Consider the following 21,211-nt stretch of genomic DNA (forward strand, 5'->3'; position numbering starts at 1 on the left):
GTCATTATGGTCCCGGCGCCAGTTCGTCCCGCCTTGGAGGCGGTGCTCTTCCCGGGTGTGCACAGGGAGGGGAGCTGGGGACCGGCGTCGGGGCGTGCGCCAGTACTGGCAGGTGCCGTCCAGGACCCGAACCTGGAGATCCTCTCTAGCTGGGAGTGCCGGACGTGCGTCAAGCGTAATGATCAGAGCCCTATCGAAGGGAGCACTTTTACCCATGTACTATGAACACTTCTTAAACACACTATATTCGTAGTACAGTCTTTCCCATGGCTGAAAGAGCGATCATTGTCGGTGCCGGTATTGGCGGGCTTGCATTGGGCAGAGCCCTGAAGGCTGATGGTTGGGACGTAGAGATTCATGAACGCGCATCGCAACTGCCCACTACTGGGACGGCACTCGGTATGTGGCCTGAGGCGATGGAAGCCTTAGACGCATTGGGGCTGGGGGACCAGGTGCGTGACCGTGGCGTACTCCAGCGTGGTGCGCAGTTTTTGCGGCCGGATGGGACAGCCTTTGCACACGTGCGTCCAGACAATCCCAGCTACTTGGTGTCTCGACCACTGCTTTACGAAATCTTGCATGACGAGGCCTTGGGGGATTCCGTTGTTTGGGGGTCTGACATTAATGATCCGGGCAAGTTGCCGGCAGCCGATCTGATCGTCGGTGCTGACGGCATCAACAGTCCCCTCCGCCAGGCGGGACTTGGACCGAAAGCGGCACCACGTCCCCTGCGTACGGTGGCCTTTCGCGGAGTGGTCCCTGGGTCGGTGGATTCTGTGACTGAGACCTGGGGCGACGGACGGATCTTCGGGATCACCCCGCAGGAGGGAGCAACGACAAACTGGTTCGCGTGTGTCCGTCACGATGTCCTCGCCGACCACGACAATGGCATCAGCAATACAGACCTGCTTGGCAGCCTATTTAGGGACTGGCATCCAGCCATCTCCGCGGTGCTGAGCAAGGTCGACGCCGGCCAGATCGACCGACGGAACCTCTACGACGCTGCACCACTGGGGTCTTTCTTCCAAGACAACATGGTGCTCATCGGTGACGCCGCGCATGCAATGGCCCCCAATGCCGGCCGCGGTGCCTGTGAGACCCTGGTCGATGCGGTGGATTTGGCTACCTCACTACGGTCGGCAGGTTCAGTCCACGATGGCTTGCAAAACTACGACCGTCACCGTCGCCGTCAGGCACAACGGGTCGTACGTGTCTCCCGGTTGTTGAATCGCATGTCGACTGCGCGCCGGTTCACCACGCTCCGGCACCAAATGATGAACGTGCTGGCCCGCTTTGCCTAGCCAGCCTATTCCATCGAGTGAGACAGCCAGTAGGAGCAACAGGATGGCAAAGGGTGAAATGAAGGCGACGCGCAACCATGACCGTGCCCTTGAGGCAGCCGTGGAGATTGTCGGTACCCAAGGAATTCACTCACTGACCCACGGACAAGTTGATATCTCCTCAGGACTGCCTAAAGGTTCTACTTCCAACTATTTCCGTACCCGGGCCGCCCTCATCCACGCCACTGTGGGTTATCTCGTCAGAGCCGAGCAGAATGCGTTCAACGCAGGTACGAAACTGCAGACTACGGAAGATCTGGTCAAAGCCCTCACTGAGTTCGTACATGACGCCAGTGGTCGGCAACGAACGGTAGCCGCTGCCCGGTTAGCATTCTTCATCGAAGCCTTCCATGACCCGCAGGTTCGCGAAACCCTCAGCCAAGCCCGTCACGATATCGACACCTGGGCAGCCCGAACGTTGGAAACTTTAGGCTTCCCGGCCCCGTTCGCTGCAGCTCGGCGAATACTTGCCCAACTAGAAGGCATGGTCCTTCACAACCTCACTTTCGGTGACCACTCCGTCCCCCGGGAAGATATAGCAGCGGTCATCCGATCCTGTCTCTGAGAACCACAGACTCTACGACTATCGCCAAATCCCAGAGGCGGTGCGACTGGCTAAACACATCCTAGCCCTGGATATTCAGCTCAAAACCAACGAGACCCAGATCGATAAGCTCATCAAAGCAAGCGAAGCCGCCCCATACTGGAAGAAAAAGGATTCCAAGCGATCACCGCTGCCAAATGCCGCACCGCCTGGTCCCACCAAGGCAGGATCAAAACTGAGGCCGCCTTCGCTTCCCTGGCCGGAGTTAACCCTATCCCAGCCTCACCTCCCCAATTCTCGCGCGAGTCTGCCATTTACGTCATCTGGTTAAGAGCTATTCGCTGGATTACTTCACCGCTTGGTGCCTCGTACCTGGGCGCCAATGACAGCCAGGGTTGCAATGAGCATCAGTATTACTCCGACTGTGAGTGCCACCGCCAGTGACCAGAAGGTCAAGGTCAGGCTGATGGTGATGATTCCAATAGAGTTGGCGTTGCGCAGCATTGCGAAGACCTCGGCCCTGCGGTTCGGAGGAGCCAGTTCGTCGAGTACGAGTTGGAAGTAAGTGGCCATCAGGGGTAGGCAGAACCCAACGAGGAGTGATGCCCCCAACGTAATCGCTGCAGCATGATTCCAGGCCACCAGCCCTGCTCCTAGGCTGGTCACGGCCAAATAGATGATGACGACATGCGGGGCAGGTTTGCGGTTGCGGATAGTGACCCACACGCCCCCGGCCACTGAAGAGATGCATAGCGCCACGGGGAAGATGAAGCCAAAGCACATAGTAGCCACAGCAGTATTGCCGGGCTCAGAGCGCTGCCGCGGGACCTCGACGTTTCGGTGGGTGTTGCTTGGGAAACTGCCGGAAGGAGCACAAGCGGTGCTGCACCAATGATGGTCAGTGCCACAACTGCGAACACCGGAGATACTGCTCCGAGGGTGGAAACCAGTACTGGGGCGCTGACAAAGATGACTTCATTGACAGTGGCAGCTACACCCAGTGCGCGGGGCAGTTCGCTTGCTGTGACCAGGTAGTTCAGAACTGAGCGGAGGAACCCGAAGGCAGCCCCATTGACGAGTCTAGCAATTGCAGAAGCGATTACTAGCGTGAAGAACGGTGCCCCTGTGGCTGCCAGCAGCCCGATCGAGCCCAGCGCCAGAGCTCGGATGAGGATCAGGAACTTGAGATAATGGATGGCATTGTGCCTCTTGCCCAATCGTGCCAGAGGAACTGCACCGATGAGCTGGGGTAAGGTCAAAGCCAGAATCATCATTGCACCGCTGCTGGCGTCACCCGTGAGGGGTATGGCCACCAGTGCGAAGGCGATGGGTGCCGCGGCCTGCGGGACTCCATAACTGCCCAAGGAGGCGTACTAACGGAAAAGTGGGGAACGAATCAAAACGAACACATCTAAGACCTAGGATTCTGAGGAGACGGTGGTATTACACGAGTCAGCAGGCGCTTTCATCGAGGATTGATGGTTCAGGCGTGGAGGGTCTGGGTCTCGGATTCTGCTGTAGGGCCGAATTGTCGGTGGTAGAGCTGTTGGTAGCGGGTTCCTGTGTGGAGTAGTTCTGTGTGGGTGCCGGATTCGATGATCTTTCCGCGGTCGATGACCAGGATCCGGTCTGCTGAACGGATGGTGGCCAGGCGGTGGGCGATGATGACTGCTGTGCGGCCCGACAATGCCTGGGCTAAGGCGGCTTGGACCTCGGCCTCGGAGGAGGAGTCAAGATGTGCGGTGGCTTCATCGAGGATCACCACTTGGGGTTGGGCCAGCAGTACTCGTGCGATGGTCAGGCGTTGACGTTCACCCCCAGAGAGCCGGTATCCGCGTTCTCCGGCGATAGTGTCCAGACCGTGGGGAAGCTCGGCGATGATATGCGCCAGATGCGCCTGGGCCAGTGCCTCCCAGAGGTCGTCATCGGTGGCATCGGGGCGGGCTAAGGTGAGGTTGGCCCGTATGGTTTCATGGAACAGATGCCCGTCCTGGGTGACCATGCCGACTGATTGTCGCAGTGAGGCGGCACTGACCTCACGAAGGTCCACTCCGCCGATGCGCACCGCCCCCTGGTCGGGGTCGAACAGTCGGGGGATCAGCGAGGCGATAGTGGATTTACCGGCCCCGGAGGCGCCGACCAGTGCGATGGTTTCGCCGGGCGCAGCGCGGAAAGAGATTCCGTGGAGGACTTGGTCGCCGTCACGGGGGTCCAGTGTTGCAACTTCTTCCAGGGAGGCCAGGGAGATCTTCTCTGCTGAGGGGTAGGCAAAATGCACCTGGTCGAATTCGACGGAGAGTGGTCCCTCCGGCAGGCTCGTGGCTTCGGGACTCTGCTGAATCAGCGGTTTGATGTCGAGGACTTCGAAGACTCGCTGGAAGCTGACGATGGCGCTCATCACCTCCACTCTGGTGTTCGCCAACGCCGTCAAGGGTGCGTAGAGACGAGTCAGCAGCAGCGCAAGGGCCACGACCGTTCCGGCCTCCAGGGTCCCTTCGATGGCGTACACACCACCCAACCCGTAGACCAGCGCCAGCGCCAATGCTGAAACCAGGGTCAGGGCGATGAAGAAGATCTGCTGCAGCATCGCGGTGCGCACCCCAATGTCCCGGACCCGGCGGGCGCGCACTGCGAATTCTGCTGATTCTTCGTCGGGGCGGCCGAAGAGTTTGATCAAGGTCGCCCCGGCGGCGGAGAATCGCTCGGTCATCCGGGTGCTCATCGCCGCATTATGGGCAGCGGTTTCTCGCTCCAACCGGGCTAACCTGGCTCCGAGGATGCGGGCAGGCAGGATGAAGATCGGCAACAGCAGGACTGCTATCAGGGTGATTTGCCAGGAGAGACTGATCATCGCCACCAGTGCCAATATCAAGGTCACCAGGTTGCTGACCACACCGGAGAGTGTGTCGCTGAAGGCGCGCTGGGCGCCGATGACGTCGTTGTTCAATCGGCTGACCAACGCCCCTGTTCTGGTCCGGGAGAAGAAGGCGACTGGCATGGTCTGGACGTGGTCATAGACCTTGGTGCGCAAGTCCAGGATCAGCCCTTCACCGATTCGGGCGGAGAGCCAGCGTTGTCCCAGTCCGAACCCGGCTTCCAGCAACGCGATCAGCGCGATGACCGCCGCGAGGGTGACCACCACCTGCACCGCCGCTTGCTCAGTGATCGCTGTGACCACCCGACCAGCCAGCAACGGAGTAGCAACCGTGGCAGCAGCCAGCACCACACTGACCAGAACGAACCAGACGATGAGGCCCCGATGCGGTACAGCAAACCCTCCAATCCTTCGCATCGTCTCGCGGTCAAACGGCCGACTGTCCTGCTGGGCGTAAACACTGGTGTACAACGCGTTCCACGCCGCGGTCTCCATACTCATCTCATGTTCTTTCTGGTAGCTGATTTATCCTTGCACCGGGATCGTCCCGCAAGAGTCGATTTCATCCTGCAACCTCAACTAAAGTTAAGGTCAATAGCGCGCCTCTGATGGAAAGGCCTACTGTATGACTGAGATACCCAGGTGGAATCAGGCCGGCCTGACTGTCGGGGAGGTGGCTGCCCGTAGTGGGGTTGCGGTCTCTGCGATGCATTTCTATGAACGGCAAGGACTGATCACCTCCCGGCGCTCCCCCGGTAACCAGCGCCGGTACCGCAGAGAGACCCTGCGGCGTATCGCCATGATCCGGATCGCTCAACGAGTAGGCATCCCGCTGGCACAGGTGCGTCAAGCCCTCGATACCCTGCCCCAGGGACGAACACCCACCCGCAGTGACTGGCAACAGCTCTCCGAGACCTGGCGGGCAGAACTCGATGAACGCATCCGCGCCCTGGAACAGCTCCGCGACGATTTCAGCGACTGTATCGGCTGCGGATGCCTCTCCCTGAACCGATGCGCACTGGCCAACCCCCACGACATCGAGGGCACCCGCGGCCGAGGACCCGTCCGCCTGCTGGGCCCGAAACCTCACTCCTAACGGCCGTCGATATTCCGCCAACGTTGAGGGGCTAAGCATCAACGCTGCCTGTTTCGTAAGAACTGGAGAAGCAGTGCGTTTGTCCCGATGGCTACACCCAGCATTGATATTGCCGCAACTGGAATCAGCGGGGAAACGCCCACGGGATTCCCGGCGCCTTCCAAGGAATTCAAAGTGATATTGAAGCCCAGGTGAGTGATGGTCGCAGGCACCATTCGTTGCCAGAAAAAACCACAGAATACGCTAGTGATGCTGAGACTCATCAGCATTGTCGCGACGGAGAAAGTGATCACCGTCTGAACGCCAAGTGACCAGTACCCCAGATGTGTCACACCGAAGACAAAACCTGCCAGCGCGGAGAAAACCCATGGCCTTATAAAAGTCTCGCCACACCGCTGTGCCACACCTCGCCACCCGATCTCTTCGGTCAGAACACCGATACCTTGGATAGCGATGAACAACACCACAGGCAAACCCGCCATAGTGTTCGGAAGAGTAGGCACACGGCCGAACAGTAGCGCCGCTGTGAGCGCAAACGCGATGACCCCAGCTAATGAGGCGACGACGGATACAACTAGAGACCCTGCCCCTGTGCCGGGCCAGGGTCTCGGCAACCACTGTGGACGAAACAGCAGAAAGGCAGCGGCGACTGTGGGCACAACAGTGACCAGAGCGAATAGTTCGAAGGATAGGCCAAGGGCCTGCTGAGCAATCTCCGCTGCAGGGGCCAGAGCGACCATGCTAGCGAACCAGATGATCAGCACCAGCACTGGACGCCTGCCTCGGGCCGTGCTGATACCGCTGCTAGGAGAAGCGTTCAACATGAATTTAAACTAACATAGATAGTATAGAGACGCCTGAATGGTTTAACGTCGTCTTTCGTGTGGCTGAGCCTGCGGCACTGGTCCGGGCGGTGATTCGTGATAATGGATCACCGCCCATCCTCTGTCGCCGCGTCGCAGGATGAGAGTGCTTCGGCCATCGCCTCTGTGGATTTCACCGTCGAGTTCTACTTCGAAGTGAAAGGTGAAGAACGCGTAGGCGAGATCGCCGAAGACGTTGACCGACAGGTTGCTGACCTCCATGACCATGCCCGAGTCTGAGGCTCCGACCGCGTGGTCATAATAGGACTGTATTGAGGGCCAATCCCAGAGTGGTTCGGCGGCTTCCTGGGCCACGTAGATCAGATGGTCGTATTCACGATCCCAGAGGACCTTGAGCACCTCGGCGTCGAAGTTGGCGAATCCGTGGCGGTATTGCTCGACAATCTCTGTGATCTGCAGCACTTCTCGCTCCTGTACTGTCATGCTGAGTCCTCTTCTGTAGATGTAAAGTAAAATCTCACTTTACATGCTAGGTTTGATGACAGCAACCTCGAATACCAGGAGGCGGGTGCAGGTGGACCACGACAAAGATCCAGCGACGAACCAAGGCGGCCGATTGCGCCCTGATAAGCATGCCGCAATCATCGCCGGCGGCCGTGAAGTGTTTGCGCGTGAGCAGTATCAGCGGGCAAGTATCGATGCGATCGCGACTGCTTCAAGGGTCTCCACCAGAACGATCTATAAGCACTTCGTCGATAAAGCTGCCCTGTTCGCAGCGGTTGTTGCCGAGTCCTCAGCAGATATAGCGGAAGAACAATTGGCACTGATAGACCACCACTTGTCAGACGTCAGCAGCACCGAGGAACTCGAACCGGCGTTAGCGGCCTTGGCGACCGAATGGCTGCGTTCTGAAGCTCCAGCTGCCCACACTGCGCTGGTCGGACAGGTTCATGCCGAGGCGTCCAGGCTGGGCACGGATATCGTCACCACGTACTGGCAGGCAGGTCCGGGTCGCGTCATAGAGGGACTTGCGAAGATTCTGACCCGCTGGTCCGAGGCTGGCCTGCTGAACATCACGCATCCAGAACGCGCCGCTATCCAGTTTGCTGAACTCATCTCTGCGCGACCAGGCCCACCATCATCACCACTAGCTGCAGATGAACAACGGGAATGGATCGACGACGGCGTGGGAGTATTCATACGCGCCTACAATCCATCAGCAGTTCTCTGACTCTGGAGGCGAAAAGCTAAATATCCAGTATGAGTGGTCTGTGATCGGAGACTTCCGGTGCCGCGACTACCTCAAAGTGCCTCACCGCGGTTGGATCAGAGACCAGCAGATAGTCGGCATGACGTACCGGCTAGATGTACTCAGAGGTCCGAGTATCGGCAAAGCCGACCAGATCCACGAGCCCGATCACACCGAGAATGTCAAAGGTCATGCTCTCCGGCAGGATATTTATATCGCCAGCCACCACTACAAGATCATCATGCCCTCGTAACGCGGTGATGAATCCAGCGAGACGGCGGGCCTGGGCAATACGGGCAGGCTTATCACCCTTGCCCGCTGGGTCGCGCAGACCATGGATAGTGACAACCGTGATAAACCGTTGACTGCCTGCCGAAGCGGTGCAGTAAAGTCGAGCCACCTCGCCGCTGGTTCCCGGTTCTCTGCCAAGAACGAGGCATGGGATGTGGCGCCACTCGGCGAATGTGCCTCATCCTGCAATGGCAGGAGGGGGTTCGCGCATGTCGGCTTTTCTGGTTGAACATCGAAACGCCACGCATCCAAGGTCAACGGCGCGTCGGCTGGCAGGCGGACGGCGAAAGGATTCACGTTCACCATAGGCGGCGCTGAAATACATTACCCACCGGCCGTTCAGGAAGCGGACGTCGGGGTCACCTGACCGAAGCCAGCAGCCGAATCGAACAGGTGATATGCGCGAGCGTGGGATGTCACCATCGATACCTCTCTCAATGGGTTAGTCGAGTTGTCTGCAACAGGCTTGGCACCGGAGGAATTGATGAGCATCATCGAACCTTCTGTTGGCAGGGATTCACATTTCGGACCATAATCGCGGTGGCGATCACGACGGCGGTGCAAACTCCGGCTAATGCGAGCAGGGCCGTGCGCCAGGCAGCGGTCAGGTGAGTGGCCAGGATCTCTGCATCTTCAGACGGTATGTTGCCCGTGGCCACTCGGCCGGCCAGCTCCGGTGAGTTCAGAGTCAGGGTGAGGAAGGCGATGAGGGCAGCACCGAACAGAGTCATAATCAGAGTGTTGGCAACACCGTCGATGGTGTTGAGCATGCCGGCGGCCAGGCCTGCCTGGTCGGTGTCGATCTGATTCATGGCCTGGGCGTCGATAATTCCGGCAGCCAGGCCGACCCCGGCTCCCAGCGTCAGCAGCGGGGCACTCAGGGCAGCGATGCTGATGGCTGGATGCAGGGTGGCCAACCACACGTTTCCGACTGCCAACAGGAGCAACGCGGCGGTAATGATGACCGTGGGACTGATGCCCCGATTGACCAAACGTGCGGCCAGCGGAGGCAAAAGGACCATTGGAATGGTGGGCAGCAGTACGATCAGACCGGTCAGGCCTGCGCTGTAGCCGGCTGGGGATTGCAGATAGCTGGGCAGGAATGCGAGCACCCCGCCGTAGCCGATGGAGGTAGTCGCCGCGGCCAGAGTCCATCCCATGAACCTGCGGTTCCGCAGCAGGGCCGGGTCGAGAAGAGGACTGGGAGCGCGCCTTTCGACCGGAATTAGCGTGACGATGCCGATCACACCAACGGCGAACGCGCCCAGCACAAGTGGATCGCTCCATCCCAAGGAGGGTCCTTGGGAGACACCTAACATGAGTGCGGCCAGGCTGACCGCGAGCACGGTCGCGCCGGCGACATCTATTCGCGGACGGGTGCTGGCGCTGGTCTCGCGCATGAGCCAGGTGCCAGCGAAGAGCCCGAGTCCGGCCAGGGCGAACACGGCGAAACCGAGCCGCCATCCCAGGGCTTCGACAATCCACCCGGAGGCAGACGGTCCCAGCGCCAGTCCCAATCCGGCGACTGCGCCCATCGCAGCGAAAGCTCGGGTGCGCGCGACACCAGTGAAGGTCGCAGCCAGGATCGCCGCACTTGAGGCAATCATCGCGGCCGCGCCCACACCGGTGAAAATACGAGCCGCCACGAGGATACAGATGCTCGGCGCTAATGCTGCAGCAAGACTCCCCGCGGCATAGATGACCGCACCCAGCCGATAGATGCGTCGACGTCCGTAGGCATCGGCCACCGAGCCGGCCACGAGCATAAGCGCGGAAGCGGTGAGGAAGTAGCCGGTGACCACCCACTGGGCAGCTGCCCCACCGGTGTCCAGATCCCCTCCGATGTGCGGGATCGCAATGCTCGCCCCCGACATCGACATCGGTAGCGGAAGGAGCCCGATCAGGATGACCAGCAGGGTACCCCGTGCCGAAGAAAGATGTCGGTTCGTCGGGTGGTCGAGGTGGACGGTCCCATCTGGTCGTGTGTGCATGATCAGCTCCTCCGAAAGCCTCCTGAACGCCTATTTCGTGTGCGGTATCTTCACTCCCTGCTGGGCTGGTTTCGTACTTGTGTAAGGGCGCGGCTCCAGGAGGTGACCTCTGCCACCATCTCGGTGAGGTCTCCGATGTGTCGTTCATCAGGAGAGAAAGCCCCGACAGTCGTCGGGTCTGAGAGGTCCAGTCCGGTGTAGTCGAAGTCAGTGAAGACGCTGAGTACCACCTGGGCGCGCACATCGGCCAGCTTGAGCTCGCCGGCGACCTGGCGCAGCTGTTCGACGGCCCGCACCACCATTGGCGCCGTAGCTGACAAACCCTGCGGCCTTGTCGTTCCACTCATAGAACAGGTAATCGATGGCGTTCTTCAGCGGACCGGGTACGCCGTGGTTGTACTCGGGGGTGACGAACACGAAGCCGTCGAAGGAGCCGATGACCTCGCCCCACTGCTTGGTGTGGTCATGAGCCACAGCCCCGGCCATGGCAGGAGCAGGCTCATCGAGGACGGGCAGGCCGAAGGCAGCTACATCGACCAGTTCGACCTCTACTCCCTCGGGGGCGACTTTCCGTGCTGTTTCCACAGTCCACTCGGCCACGCTGGGGCCGGCCCGATGAATGCGGGTGCTGCCGACGATGACGGCGATGCGGGTCATGATGATCCTCCTCTGTAGATGCAAAGTAAAATCGTACTTTACATGCTAGGTTTGATGACAGCAACCTCGGAATACCAGGAGGCGGGTGCAGGTGGACCACGACAGAAAGCCAGCGGCGAACCAAGGCAGCCGATTGTGCCCTGATAAGCATGCCGCAATCCCGAGTTTCATATTGAAGTGCAACACTGGCGGGTATGTCAGGATTCGTCGTCAACTGGCACGGGGCGTTCTCATTGCTGATGCAGTGGGATGTGCAGCCGCGGCTAGCCTGGTACTGAGCAATGAACGTGCAGTCGGCTCGTTCGCTCCGTCTCAGAGAGCACGGGGGTCTGTCGCCATAGCCCTGGGAGCCACCAGTGCGTTGTTAGTCGCCGGCGCTGTAGGCAAACAACCCACGAATCGAGACTTGGAACTCGCCGCAGGCGTCAACGCGGGTTGGGTGACCGCATGTCTGCTCGGACTGCTTCATCGTCCCTCGCGGACGGGGAAAGTGATACTTGCCAGCACTGCCGTCCTGGATGGCGCCGCGTCCATAGCGCAGTTGACACTGCGCTCCATAACGAAAACATGACTGCGGCTTCAGGATGTTGTTCGCCAGCACGAGCTGAAGACCCGTGTGATACCCAGTACCTGGTATTAAAGTTGACTCGTCATTGTCCCGCGGTGGGATAAGGCACTATGAGCTCAAACCCCATAGCGAAGGCCATCCCATCCAGTGTCGTAGATGCTTGTGGCCAGCACATTGGCGATGTTATAAAGATCGAGACGCTGAGCGGGTTGTCCGGACGCACAGTAGCTGCCGTGTTTGGCACTGACGGTTCACTGGTGGTCAAAGGTCCAGCTCCAGCGGCAGAGGTCGAGGTGATGCGCCGGTTCCCCGAACAGTTCCAACAATATGGCATCCGCACACCCGGAACGCTGACCATTGTCGAACTGAAGTCATCGGAAACATGGATTCTGATGGAACACCTGCCTGACCCACTGCCACGGAACCGGTGGGGTGCAGACCCCGAAGTATTGGCTGTGCTTGGCAACCTCCACGGTTTTCCCGCTGAGCTCATCAAGGATATTCCCGAAAGATACCAACCCCGGTGGGACAACACCATGACTGCACAGGCAGCGACCGCGCTGAGTCTTGATGGTCCCACGACTCTGCACCTGGAGACGATTGCCGACCAGGCTGGGCAGCTGTTCGAGCCCGACTGTGTGATCTCAGGAGACCCTAACCCGCTGAATTGGCGCCTAGATCCAGACGGTCTACCGGTCTTGCTGGATCTGGAACGGCTCACTGTCGCCAACCCTGCCATTGACCTGACCATCATGATCCCTGGGTTCCCGCACAGAGAAGACCTCTCCGCGATGCTCAGAGCCTACCCAGGGCAGAACCCGCCCACTGTTGACGAAGTACTTATGGCCAAAGCCTGGAGTGTGGTGGAGCTAGCAGCAATGTCTACAGAGAAGCTCGCCGTACAAAGTGTGGTCAGTCAGCTTCGATCACCTTTCCTTTCTTGGATCGATGCCCTCTGACCCGGGACCGGAGGCTCCACGCGTGCATGTCCTGGGCGTTCCTGTATCCCGCGAAAGACTCCATCCTCGCTATCGGAAATCAGAACACCGATGGAGGACTTCAGCGGTAGCCGGTGGGATTGGCGGGAAGGCCGGCGTCTTGGACCTCGACCACATACCTCCAACAGTCAGGCGCTGAGCCGTCAAGGTCAGTGAACGAGTATTGACGGGCCAATGCGCCTGAAGAGGTGGAGTTTCCAGCGGCGGTGGCGGTCTGGATCGGCGGCTAAGGCGGCGATGCCGCGTCCGAGATACCGAGGTGTCTCGGATATCGCGAAGTGCGGCTCGTGGGCACAGGCTTTTGCCAGGTTTCCTCTGTGACTCCAAAATGATCGAGCATCATCTCTGAGCGCAGCCAGCCCGGGGTGACACACACCGCGGTCCCGCGGTGAGGGACCAGTTCGCGTGCCCAAGTCTTGGCCAGCCGAATGGGCGCGGATTTGGCCAGGTCATAGAAAGCGCTGAGACGATAGTGACTGGCGTTGTACTCCTCGGTGCCGTCAGTGATTTCGACCACGAGACCACCTTCGTTCTTGATCAGCAGCGGCAACGCGTGATGGGTGGTGATCAGGTGGGTGTCGATGGCCAAACGCAGCATCCGCAGCCCATCCTCGAGGGGTGCTCCCAGACAGGGGTATCAAACACCGTCAGCAACTCGCCGCCCCAAATGTCATTGACAAGGATATCGAGGCGTCCATGTTCGGCATCGATCTGAGCTACCAGCGCTGCTACCTGCTCGGAGTCTAGATGGTCGGTGGGAACAGCTATTCCCACTCCTCCTGCGGCAGTGACCAGTTCACCGGTTTCCTCGATCGTCTCTGGGCGGGCATACTCCGAGGACGAGAACCGTGTGCTCCGGCCGGTGACGTAGACGGTGGCTCCAGCAACACCGAGTTCGACAGCGATTCCGCGGCCAGCACCACGAGTCGCTCCAGCCAGAAAATTGTGTGGGGTGGTCTGGAAGCCTAGAGGGCATGTCTCGTTTCCAGACTCTTTCTCATTCCAGGCCGTAGGAAGCCACCGATATAAATCAATGGTGTGCCTTCAGATTCCTGGGTATCCTGCCTTCAGCGGCTGCGCGATGACCTTCTTTGAGTCCTGTAGCAAGTTCCTCCGGGGTGAGGAGAGGTTGGAGCGCTTCGAACGCTCGGCGCAGGTCGGGGTGGGAGCCCGTTTTAGGAGTGTTCGGGGAATCTGAGTGTGGATCACGTGCCGCCAGGGCAGAGCCGAGAAGGCGGCTGGCCTGGCGGGGGTCTCCGGTGAGGGCCAATGCGCAGGCTAGACCTTCCAGGGCCGGGGCTGCTGTAGGTGGGGAGCCTGTTCTTAGAGCCAGCTCAAGGGCCTGGTTGTGTGCAGTCCAAGCGGCGGTGAGATCACCGTTTGCTTCAGCGAGGTAGCCTTGCTCCACTAGTGCCAGGGTATGCAGCATCGGTTGTGGTCTTGTGCCGACTAGTTCGTACCAAGTCGTCAGATGTTCGGCTGCACGCTTGAGCCTGCCATAGAGCCCTACGAAGTCTGACGAGCAAAACCGAAAGACACGGGCGGCTTTGACACCAGGACCGAGGCAACAAAACCTAAACCTCAGCTTCGCTCCAAGCCGCCCGTGCCGCATCCCACACCCCAGTCTTCTCGACGGCCTCGATTGCGCCATCCAATCTGTCGCTTTTCAGTCCTGGAAGCGTCGCGGTCGCCGCGACAGCAGGCCCGATCAGTGGCACAGAGTGTGAACGCACCCGGCCTGGTGCCGCTAAGTCTGGAGACGTGGTGGAGCCACCGCCGTTGGCTGGATCCACTCCGGCAGGCAGGAGAGTTATTTCAACCATCCAAAGACTTGCTTAACCTTACAGTGTTACTTTAGTGTGCTGGGTGATGCTTCTGGAGTCGATCCACAGAAGTGACGTCACAGCCATCCAGTGATCAACAGGCGCCGTAGAGCGGCACCGCAAAGGAGGTTCTCATGTTCAGAAAGATTGGCATCATCACCGGAAGCACCCGGCCGGGACGGAAGTCCCTGGCAATTGCTCAATGGGTTCAGCAACATGCCCAGCAACGCACTGATGCAGATTTCGACATCGTTGATATTGCGGAGTTCAAACTTCCTCTGCTGGATGAGGCAATCCCGTCTAGTGCCGGGCAATACGAGCACACGCACACACAGAACTGGGCAGCTGCGATCGATTCCTACGACGGGTATATCTTTGTCGCCCCGGAATACGGCCACTCGATCAGCGGTGCATTGAAGAACGCGCTCGACTTCGTCGGTCCTGAATGGAATGACAAAGCTGCTGGCTTCGTCTGCTACGGAGCAGGCGAAGGTGTGCGCGCAGGCGAGCACCTTCGCCTTATCGCAGCAGAACTGCAGATGGCAACAGTCCGGGCGCAAGTCGGCCTGTCTTTGCACAGTGACTTTAAGAATTTCGAGACGTTCTCGCCGGTTCCACTAAGAAATCAGCAGCTGGATCTGATGGTCGAGCAGGTGATTCGCTGGTCAACGGCTCTAGCCCGTCTCCGGGAGGTTGAGCGTGGCGATTCTTTGCTGGGTGCGTCATCTACCCGTGTTGCCTCACTCTGAGGCGCTCTCCGTGCTGTGGAAGAGTAGCCCCTCGTCCTCGCACTGCGTTTGGTGTCGAGGAGGTTTCTGGAGGCGTTGGGCACAACGAATCACGAGAAAGAAGGTGCTCTGCCACGATTGCGCCGAGGCCCTCGACCGACTCCAGGCCCAACATGATGAGGCCGCGCATCGCCGCGAGAAGGCGATATTGGCCTACTACTCCGGTGCTAGGTTCTAAGCCCGGCTTGTTGACCTCTAAGGGCGGCGAGAATGCCGTGGACAATGTTGAAGGCAAGGTCGGAATCCTTGGAACCAGACTTTTGTCGGTGCTGAGTATTGGGGTCTGGTCCGCTATCGATTCGAGTCGTGCTCGAGAAGTGCCGTCAGTCCAGCGGCTAGGATCTGGCCGGGATCGCGTGGGTGTTCGGCGTATAGGTCGGCGTAGTGTGGGGCAACGTCTGGGTTGATGGGAGACGGGTGCTCGTCGGTGGCCACAGGGCTGGTGAGGGCGCTGCCGATGACAAAGTTTGAGGCCGCAGCCGCGGTCCCAACAGGATCTGGGACCCCGTTCTGGGTAAGCAGAATGATCATACGTTCGGAGAGCCGGAGATAGTTCGGTCCACGTGGAGCACGAAATCCAATGACCTGACAGGCCCATCGGTGACGGCACAGATGACGGTGTACGGCAATGAGCAAGTCGAAGATGCTCGAACCCTCGAGACATCTTTCGACGCCGGTGTCTTGGCCCAGAGCATGATCGAGAGCCAGGTCGAATAGGTCATCGACGGAACTGATCCGCGAGTACAGGCTCGGTGCGGCTACATCCAGTCGTGAGGCTACCGCTCGAATCGTCAATGCGCGCAGTCCCCCAGTATCTAGCAAGGCCACAGATTCGCGGGCGATGGCATCTATGGCAACCGCTCGGTTGCGATGCACCGGTTTTTGATGTTCCCAGAAACTCACACAGCACAGCCTACCGCTCATTATGCTATCTATGTTAGTTTACGTTCATGTTGAATGCTTCTCTTCTCCCACTCAGCAACGACCGCGCCAGTATCCGTCCACTCCATCCCAATGACGCCACCGCATTTGCGCAAGGCACTAAAGACCCACTGGTACAGGAGTATGCGCACTTACCCGAGTCTTCCTACACGCCGGACTCCGCGGCGGCAATGATCCACGGTGATGCTTCAGCAGGTTTAGAGCGCGGGGACTTAGCTGTTCTGGCCATCGCCGAACCTATGGACGGCACGTTCGCCGGAAGTCTAGTGTTCTTCAACGTAGCTGCTGAATCAGCTGAGGTCGGATTCTGGGTCCATCCTGAGTATCGCGGAAGCGGTATGTCAGCTGCCGCCCTTGAGTTATCCGTGGATTTTGCCAGACATAGTGAGCTGAAAAAACTCACTGCTCGTACCGCAATAGAGAACACTCCTTCACAGTACGTTCTTGCCAGGGCCGGGTTTCACGAAGTCTCACGCGGGCGCGGTACCACACCCTCAGGCTCGGTCATTGACCTCATCCACTACGCCCGAAGCCTCGACGAGTCGGCACTGGGTCGGGAGCTCGATCCGGCAGGCACTGGTAGTGCGCCTGACTGAACTTCGGCGTCACATCTTATCGGACAGAAGTCTCACGAGCGACCTGTTACACATTGGCGCATGTTTGATGAAGGGGTCATGAGAAGCCACACCCTGGAACTGCGACGAGGAACCGGGACGCTGGCCTGTCTGATTGAACTGGAGGCTGCCCAGTATGGATACGGGCTACTGGAGAATCTGACTGCAGCCGGTATCGACATCGATGGCAACACCCTGTACCCGATGTTCAGACGACTTGAGAAACAGGGGCTGCTAACCAGCCAATGGAACACCCAGCAGCAACGCCCGCGAAAGTTCTACCAGATCACCCCAGCAGGCCAAGAGGTCAAGACCCACCTGTTGGCCGAATGGAGGACGATCACTGCGACACTCGATCGGCTCACCACACAAGACTCCACCACCGGCGAATACATCTAAGGAGTACCATAATGACAACCCTGACAGAGCGCTATGTCGATGAAGTGGCCCGGTACCTGCCACAGGACCGTCAGGACGATATTCGTGATGAGCTCCACGGGTTAATCACCGAGACCGTGGAATCACGCACACACCAGAGTCAGGACCACCAGGTGGCAGAACACCAGGTGCTGACCGAGATGGGTGAGCCGGCACAGTTAGCAGCCAGCTACACCGACCGATCAATGACGCTGATCGGTCCCCGTCTCTACCGGTCCTACATCAGCCTGCTGAAAGTCCTGCCGGGCACCGTTGTTCCCCTGTTCACAGTCGGGTATGCCGTCCTTGAACTCACAGACGGCAGGGACTTCACTGACATCCTGGCCTCCAGTGCACTAGTCGGGCTGAACCTCGGTGCCCAGCTGTTTACCCTGGTCACCGTGGTCTTCGTCATCCTGGACAGAACAGACAGAACACCGGACGCCAAGTGGAGTCCCTCCCAACTGCCGAAGAACAGGCCAGCGTCCACCAAGGACGCGAAACCAGGCAGGGCAGCCACAGCATGGCTGGGTCTGAGCATCGCGGTCCAAGTTGCCGTATTCATCCTGATCGTATGGCAACACCGAGCCGCACCATACACACTCGATGATGGTAGCCAGGTGCCGGTACTGGAACCGGAATTGTTCTCCGGATGGATCTGGCCAATCCTGACCGGACTGGCAGCAGTAATCATCCTCGACGTCCTCCGCGCCGCAGGCAGAACCTGGACCATCCGGTTCGCAGCAATCTACACCGTAGCCCAAGGGTTGTTCTTCCTTCCCTTGGCATGGGTGTTCTCCCAACAGCTGATCTTCGACCAACGGTTCCTGGATCATTTCAACAACCACGGTTGGCACACCCCTGATGAGTTCTACACCGGCATAGCTCTAATCCTGATCATCTGGTTCTGCTGGACCACATTCGACCAGTTCCGCACTTCCCGTCAGGCAGATCACCGGTGAGTACCCATGCCATCACACTTGATCAGGTTCTATCACCATGGCCAGCGGTGAGCACCGACGCTGGCTGCGCGTCAACGGTTGGATTCCATATTCGAGCTAAGTCGAAAGGTGCCCCGGAAGAGCTGGTGACCGCAGAGTGCAGGCACACCGACCACAGGACCGGAACCCCAGCAGCATGACCAGTCACGACCCGACCAACGAGGGTACTGTCGAGTCGGGTTCCACCACCTCCGTGGTGTGGGCGGATCCTGTGCACTCTTACACCCGCGCACTGCTGGCAGCGATCCCGCACCCGGATGGGCAGGGTGTTCTGCCTGAGGCTCCCGCGGCCGAGTCTCCTGAGGAATCGACTATTCATCTGCCCGAAGCCCTGGACCGGAATGAAAGGTTGTCACTATGAACACGGACCCCGATTCGACAGTTGCTGCAGAAACTGACGGGCAGGCTTTCATTCAACAACGCATCTACCGAGTGATCGACGCTCTAGCGACCTCGGAAACCGATGCACTGATCGTGACCCCATCCACCGACTTCGCCTATCTCACCGGCATCCGGCCACCCATCCGCGAACGGCACCGACCCCCGGCACGGACCCATCCGAATATATCCAGGACTTGCAGCCATGCAATCACTGCTGCTGACCACCGCCTCAGACCTCACGTGGTCACAACGTCTCTATGAGCTGATTTCGGACTACCAGGCTGTCCCTCAGCAAGCGATGGGATTCCCAGCAGACTGGCGCCATGAAAGGTTCTGGAACCTAACTTTCAGCTGAAGCAACCTGCGGGCGCGGGAGAGGCCTTCAGCGACGCCCTGGCCTGTTGAATATGGTGGCCATTGTGGTGGCCATTTTGCTCAACATCCACCGATTCCGACCGACGCCCACCGACATGCAGAACTGCAAAACCCCAGGTCAGGTGACGCCGACCGACATCCACCGATTTCGGAAGAACCAGCTCAGGAGATCTTCTATAACAATGGTCGCCACCCATCACCTCAGGATCTGCCATCTCGAGATTCTCCCCTTATGATGACGAACTTCCGCCTCTCAGTCATCTATCTCGTGGTGCGCCGCCCGCAATACGACGAGAGGCACGTGCGCGCCCTCCCTGGACTCTTGCGTTTCCACGGCGGCGTCCGTGGCGCGCAGTAATTTCAGTCCTCCCTGACGTCGTTCCTTGCCCATCCGAGCGCCGACGTGCCGCAGTTCCACCCCGTCGGCGCCGGCGACGAAGATCTCACGGTAGAGCTCCCTTGCCCTCAGCTAGGCCTTCCTTTCCCAGGGCCGGGCATCTGCAGGAGTAGCCAGAAGCTGAGGGACGGCCACTGCGTCCAAAGCCTGCTGGTAGGCGACTGATTCTGCGTAACCAGCTGGATCATTGGCAGCCCACTCTTGGCGGCGGGCCTGACGGATCACCTGTACTCTCCAGCTGGGATTCCGCGCCGTAGCCTCACTCCATGGCTGCATCCTCATCCTCCTTTGCCGCTTCACCGGACTTCGAGTCCTGACAGCCGGCTTCCTCCGTGCCCTCTTCCGAGGCGGGGTGGCCCAGTTCCTGCAAGAGATCTGCGTGGCTGATCCGGCTTTTGTCCTTGGCGATGTAGTGCTTCTCCGTGATCGCCAAGGACCTATGCCCAAGCTGCCGTTGGGCCCATTCGCCCTTGAGATGCGTTGCTATGGTTCTACGCATGGCGTGGTGAGTAACCCGTTCGCGGAGAGACACGTCCAGCCCTTCGCACTCCATCGCACGGTTCAGCGCTCGTCCGACGGACTGTCGGCGGATGATGTTCCCGGTCCGTGTAGCGAAGACCAGCACCTCATCCATGTGGTTCTGCTGACGCTCTCAGAGCACATCGACCAGGAACTGTGGAATCTCGAGCTCACGGACATCTTCGGTCTTGGTAGGACCGATCCACAACTTACCCTTGGTCCGTGGCTCCTTCGCAGCCCTATGAATCAGGACCCACGGCACCTCCTCCTCAAGATGGACGTCCTCCCAATGGAGGCCCAATGCCTCTGAGATGCGGCATCCCGTGCCTGCTAGGAACTCGAAGATGTCGCGCACATACTCTCAAGTCGGCCCAGTACGTTCAGCACTAGGAACAGCCCACTTGACCAGGGCCTGACGCACTCGATCGACTTCAGTGACCTCAAGCGCGTCCGGCTCCTTGGCCTTGGAGCACAGGCCGTCAGTGTCAACATCGGCAAGTGGGTTCTTCTCCATCCAGGAGTTCTTCCTGGCAAAGACCAGCGCCTTCTTCAGGATGGTGACCGAGCGCTGTGCGTTGGCCTTTCCTTTGCTCGAGTCTGGATCCACCATCGGCCACAGCGCTTCTTCAAGCATGTAGGGAGTCAGTTCAGCCAGCGTTCGTTCTCCCAGACGAGGAACCAATACTCGCTCAATGACCTCTGCGTACTCCTCAAGTGTGTTTTCACTGAGGGCCTTCTTGCCATGGCGCTGCGGGTGCTTCACCGTCGGATACCAGCGGTCGATGAGGGCCTCGACTGTGAGTCGCTCGGCCTCTGCGGGACCACGGTTCCAGGAGGCCCGCAACTCGCCCCACTTTCGCTTCAGGTTCGACTCAGCCTTGCCCTTGGTGCGGCCCGTGGCGGTGAGAGTCTTCACCTCGTCGCTGAGCAACGGCTTGTACTGGAACCTCGCGCGCCAGTGTCCCCGGCCCTGTTCGTTGTAGGTGTAGATCTTGCCGTGATCGCCACGCAGGATATGCATCTCGGAGGACTCCTCCCTGGCTCCCGTGGAGCCGCTCTGAATCAATGTCAGAGAGGGAGTGTCCGGATGGACTGATGAACCGGCAGCGGCAGGGCCTGCGAATCCGTACACTTTTTCGTACACAACGCAGAAAACCCGGCACCAGAGAAACTGGTACCGGGCTGCATCCCTGATATTTCAGGGTTTCACTGGTCGGGGTGACAGGATTTGAACCTGCGACCTCGTCGTCCCGAACGACGCGCGCTACCAAACTGCGCCACACCCCGTGTGTTTTGCCAAGCGCCAATATTACCGTGATTCCGGGGATCCGGCGAACTGACGGCAGAGGCAACTGAGGCCCGAAACCGGCGTCGTTGCTGGTTTCGGGCCTCAGTCTTTTAGTGTGTGTCCGGCGGTGTCCTACTCTCCCACACTCTTCCGGGTGCAGTACCATCGGCGCTGTGGGTCTTAGCTTCCGGGTTCGGGATGGGACCGGGCGTTTCCCCCACGCTATGACCGCC

Annotated in this window: 24 protein-coding genes, 1 tRNA gene, 1 rRNA gene and 2 pseudogenes; 11 read left to right on the plus strand and 17 right to left on the minus strand. The window is 59.3% G+C overall.

Annotated elements, in window-relative coordinates; translation table 11 throughout:
* The first annotated feature begins 266 nt into the window (after nt 1-266).
* The 3 genes and pseudogenes from F0311_RS11105 to F0311_RS18520 form a co-directional block, all read left to right on the plus strand.
* Nucleotides 267-1,301, plus strand: coding sequence for an FAD-dependent monooxygenase (locus F0311_RS11105; protein ID WP_150461986.1), 1,035 nt, complete (start codon nt 267-269; stop codon nt 1,299-1,301).
* Nucleotides 1,302-1,344: 43 nt separating this feature from the next.
* Nucleotides 1,345-1,905: a TetR/AcrR family transcriptional regulator gene (locus F0311_RS11110; RefSeq protein WP_150461987.1), complete on the plus strand. Its 561-nt coding sequence runs from the start codon at nt 1,345-1,347 to the stop codon at nt 1,903-1,905.
* A gap of 34 nt (nt 1,906-1,939) precedes the next feature.
* Nucleotides 1,940-2,169, plus strand: a pseudogene (locus F0311_RS18520) (IS110 family transposase); the annotation flags it as partial.
* A gap of 66 nt (nt 2,170-2,235) precedes the next feature.
* Here the strand turns inward: F0311_RS18520 and F0311_RS11115 are convergent.
* Entirely contained in the window at nt 2,236-2,667 is a 432-nt protein-coding gene (locus F0311_RS11115; RefSeq protein WP_396897438.1) for an MFS transporter, read from the minus strand.
* A 700-nt stretch (nt 2,668-3,367) separates the two neighbouring features.
* Complete coding sequence (locus F0311_RS11120; protein WP_150461989.1) at nt 3,368-5,260, minus strand: ABC transporter ATP-binding protein; 1,893 nt, start codon at nt 5,258-5,260, stop codon at nt 3,368-3,370.
* A gap of 124 nt (nt 5,261-5,384) precedes the next feature.
* On the opposite strand from F0311_RS11120, the gene soxR reads away from it, so the two are divergent.
* Nucleotides 5,385-5,855 (plus strand): redox-sensitive transcriptional activator SoxR, encoded by a 471-nt coding sequence (gene soxR / locus F0311_RS11125; protein ID WP_150461990.1) that lies wholly within the window; start codon nt 5,385-5,387, stop codon nt 5,853-5,855.
* 38 nt (nt 5,856-5,893) lie between these two features.
* Here the strand turns inward: soxR and F0311_RS11130 are convergent, their stop codons facing one another.
* Nucleotides 5,894-6,625, minus strand: a complete 732-nt coding sequence (locus tag F0311_RS11130) for a CPBP family glutamic-type intramembrane protease (RefSeq protein ID WP_191089885.1) — start codon at nt 6,623-6,625, stop codon at nt 5,894-5,896.
* Nucleotides 6,626-6,721: 96 nt separating this feature from the next.
* Nucleotides 6,722-7,162 carry a YybH family protein gene (locus F0311_RS11135; RefSeq protein WP_150461992.1) on the minus strand — a complete coding sequence of 147 codons (441 nt, stop codon included), beginning with the start codon at nt 7,160-7,162 and terminating at the stop codon, nt 6,722-6,724.
* An 85-nt stretch (nt 7,163-7,247) separates the two neighbouring features.
* On the opposite strand from F0311_RS11135, the gene F0311_RS11140 reads away from it, so the two are divergent.
* On the plus strand, nt 7,248-7,910 hold the full coding sequence (locus F0311_RS11140; RefSeq protein ID WP_223881276.1) for a TetR/AcrR family transcriptional regulator: 663 nt from the start codon (nt 7,248-7,250) through the stop codon (nt 7,908-7,910).
* A 130-nt stretch (nt 7,911-8,040) separates the two neighbouring features.
* Here F0311_RS11140 and F0311_RS11145 read toward each other — a convergent pair whose 3' ends face one another.
* From F0311_RS11145 to F0311_RS11155, 3 genes are all read right to left on the minus strand, one after another.
* Nucleotides 8,041-8,328 carry an exonuclease/endonuclease/phosphatase family protein gene (locus F0311_RS11145; RefSeq protein ID WP_150461994.1) on the minus strand — a complete coding sequence of 96 codons (288 nt, stop codon included), beginning with the start codon at nt 8,326-8,328 and terminating at the stop codon, nt 8,041-8,043.
* 382 nt (nt 8,329-8,710) lie between these two features.
* On the minus strand, nt 8,711-10,210 hold the full coding sequence (locus F0311_RS11150) for an MFS transporter (RefSeq protein ID WP_150461995.1): 1,500 nt from the start codon (nt 10,208-10,210) through the stop codon (nt 8,711-8,713).
* Between the two features lie 207 nt (nt 10,211-10,417).
* Nucleotides 10,418-10,867, minus strand: coding sequence for an NADPH-dependent FMN reductase (locus F0311_RS11155; protein WP_223881277.1), 450 nt, complete (start codon nt 10,865-10,867; stop codon nt 10,418-10,420).
* A gap of 678 nt (nt 10,868-11,545) precedes the next feature.
* On the opposite strand from F0311_RS11155, the gene F0311_RS11160 reads away from it, so the two are divergent.
* Nucleotides 11,546-12,394, plus strand: coding sequence for a phosphotransferase family protein (locus F0311_RS11160; protein WP_150461996.1), 849 nt, complete (start codon nt 11,546-11,548; stop codon nt 12,392-12,394).
* 265 nt (nt 12,395-12,659) lie between these two features.
* Here F0311_RS11160 and F0311_RS18725 read toward each other — a convergent pair whose 3' ends face one another.
* Genes F0311_RS18725 through F0311_RS11170 form a run of 3 tightly spaced genes read right to left on the minus strand, consistent with a single transcriptional unit; the run spans nt 12,660 to nt 13,862 of the window.
* Nucleotides 12,660-13,031 carry an SDR family oxidoreductase gene (locus F0311_RS18725; RefSeq protein ID WP_263406271.1) on the minus strand — a complete coding sequence of 124 codons (372 nt, stop codon included), beginning with the start codon at nt 13,029-13,031 and terminating at the stop codon, nt 12,660-12,662.
* Nucleotides 13,001-13,468, minus strand: a complete 468-nt coding sequence (locus F0311_RS18730) for an SDR family NAD(P)-dependent oxidoreductase (protein ID WP_317982614.1) — start codon at nt 13,466-13,468, stop codon at nt 13,001-13,003. The genes F0311_RS18725 and F0311_RS18730 overlap by 31 nt, the downstream gene beginning before the upstream one ends.
* Nucleotides 13,464-13,862 carry a hypothetical protein gene (locus tag F0311_RS11170; RefSeq protein WP_150461997.1) on the minus strand — a complete coding sequence of 133 codons (399 nt, stop codon included), beginning with the start codon at nt 13,860-13,862 and terminating at the stop codon, nt 13,464-13,466. Before F0311_RS11170 ends, F0311_RS18730 begins: the two co-directional genes overlap by 5 nt.
* A gap of 528 nt (nt 13,863-14,390) precedes the next feature.
* Between F0311_RS11170 and F0311_RS11175 the strand changes: the two genes are divergently transcribed.
* Nucleotides 14,391-15,005 (plus strand): NADPH-dependent FMN reductase, encoded by a 615-nt coding sequence (locus tag F0311_RS11175; RefSeq protein WP_150461998.1) that lies wholly within the window; start codon nt 14,391-14,393, stop codon nt 15,003-15,005.
* A gap of 330 nt (nt 15,006-15,335) precedes the next feature.
* On the opposite strand, the gene F0311_RS11180 is transcribed toward F0311_RS11175, so the two are convergent.
* Nucleotides 15,336-15,968 carry a TetR/AcrR family transcriptional regulator gene (locus F0311_RS11180; RefSeq protein ID WP_223881278.1) on the minus strand — a complete coding sequence of 211 codons (633 nt, stop codon included), beginning with the start codon at nt 15,966-15,968 and terminating at the stop codon, nt 15,336-15,338.
* Nucleotides 15,969-15,994: 26 nt separating this feature from the next.
* Between F0311_RS11180 and F0311_RS11185 the strand changes: the two genes are divergently transcribed.
* From F0311_RS11185 to F0311_RS11200, 4 genes are all read left to right on the plus strand, one after another.
* Nucleotides 15,995-16,582, plus strand: coding sequence for a GNAT family N-acetyltransferase (locus F0311_RS11185; protein WP_150461999.1), 588 nt, complete (start codon nt 15,995-15,997; stop codon nt 16,580-16,582).
* Between the two features lie 78 nt (nt 16,583-16,660).
* Complete coding sequence (locus F0311_RS11190; RefSeq protein ID WP_223881279.1) at nt 16,661-16,999, plus strand: PadR family transcriptional regulator; 339 nt, start codon at nt 16,661-16,663, stop codon at nt 16,997-16,999.
* 11 nt (nt 17,000-17,010) lie between these two features.
* The gene (locus F0311_RS11195; protein WP_150462001.1) at nt 17,011-17,979 is read left to right on the plus strand and encodes an HAAS signaling domain-containing protein; all 969 of its coding nucleotides are present in this window, start codon (nt 17,011-17,013) and stop codon (nt 17,977-17,979) included.
* Nucleotides 17,980-18,154: 175 nt separating this feature from the next.
* Nucleotides 18,155-18,379 carry a hypothetical protein gene (locus tag F0311_RS11200; RefSeq protein ID WP_223881280.1) on the plus strand — a complete coding sequence of 75 codons (225 nt, stop codon included), beginning with the start codon at nt 18,155-18,157 and terminating at the stop codon, nt 18,377-18,379.
* A 367-nt stretch (nt 18,380-18,746) separates the two neighbouring features.
* Here F0311_RS11200 and F0311_RS11210 read toward each other — a convergent pair whose 3' ends face one another.
* The 6 genes and pseudogenes from F0311_RS11210 to rrf form a co-directional block, all read right to left on the minus strand.
* A complete protein-coding gene (locus F0311_RS11210; RefSeq protein ID WP_150462003.1) occupies nt 18,747-18,989 on the minus strand; it encodes a hypothetical protein in 243 nt (80 codons plus the stop codon).
* A 254-nt stretch (nt 18,990-19,243) separates the two neighbouring features.
* Nucleotides 19,244-19,447, minus strand: a complete 204-nt coding sequence (locus F0311_RS11215; RefSeq protein ID WP_150462004.1) for a hypothetical protein — start codon at nt 19,445-19,447, stop codon at nt 19,244-19,246.
* Nucleotides 19,431-20,045, minus strand: a pseudogene (locus F0311_RS18525) (tyrosine-type recombinase/integrase). The gene F0311_RS11215 and the pseudogene F0311_RS18525 overlap by 17 nt, the downstream one beginning before the upstream one ends.
* 6 nt (nt 20,046-20,051) lie before the next feature.
* On the minus strand, nt 20,052-20,711 hold the full coding sequence (locus F0311_RS11230) for a hypothetical protein (RefSeq protein WP_150462007.1): 660 nt from the start codon (nt 20,709-20,711) through the stop codon (nt 20,052-20,054).
* Between the two features lie 189 nt (nt 20,712-20,900).
* Nucleotides 20,901-20,977, minus strand: a tRNA-Pro gene (locus tag F0311_RS11235).
* Nucleotides 20,978-21,097: 120 nt separating this feature from the next.
* Nucleotides 21,098-21,211: ribosomal RNA gene (gene rrf / locus F0311_RS11240) — 5S ribosomal RNA — on the minus strand; the annotation flags it as partial.

This window comes from Nesterenkonia ebinurensis, from assembly GCF_008711175.1.
Lineage (GTDB): Bacteria > Actinomycetota > Actinomycetes > Actinomycetales > Micrococcaceae > Nesterenkonia > Nesterenkonia ebinurensis.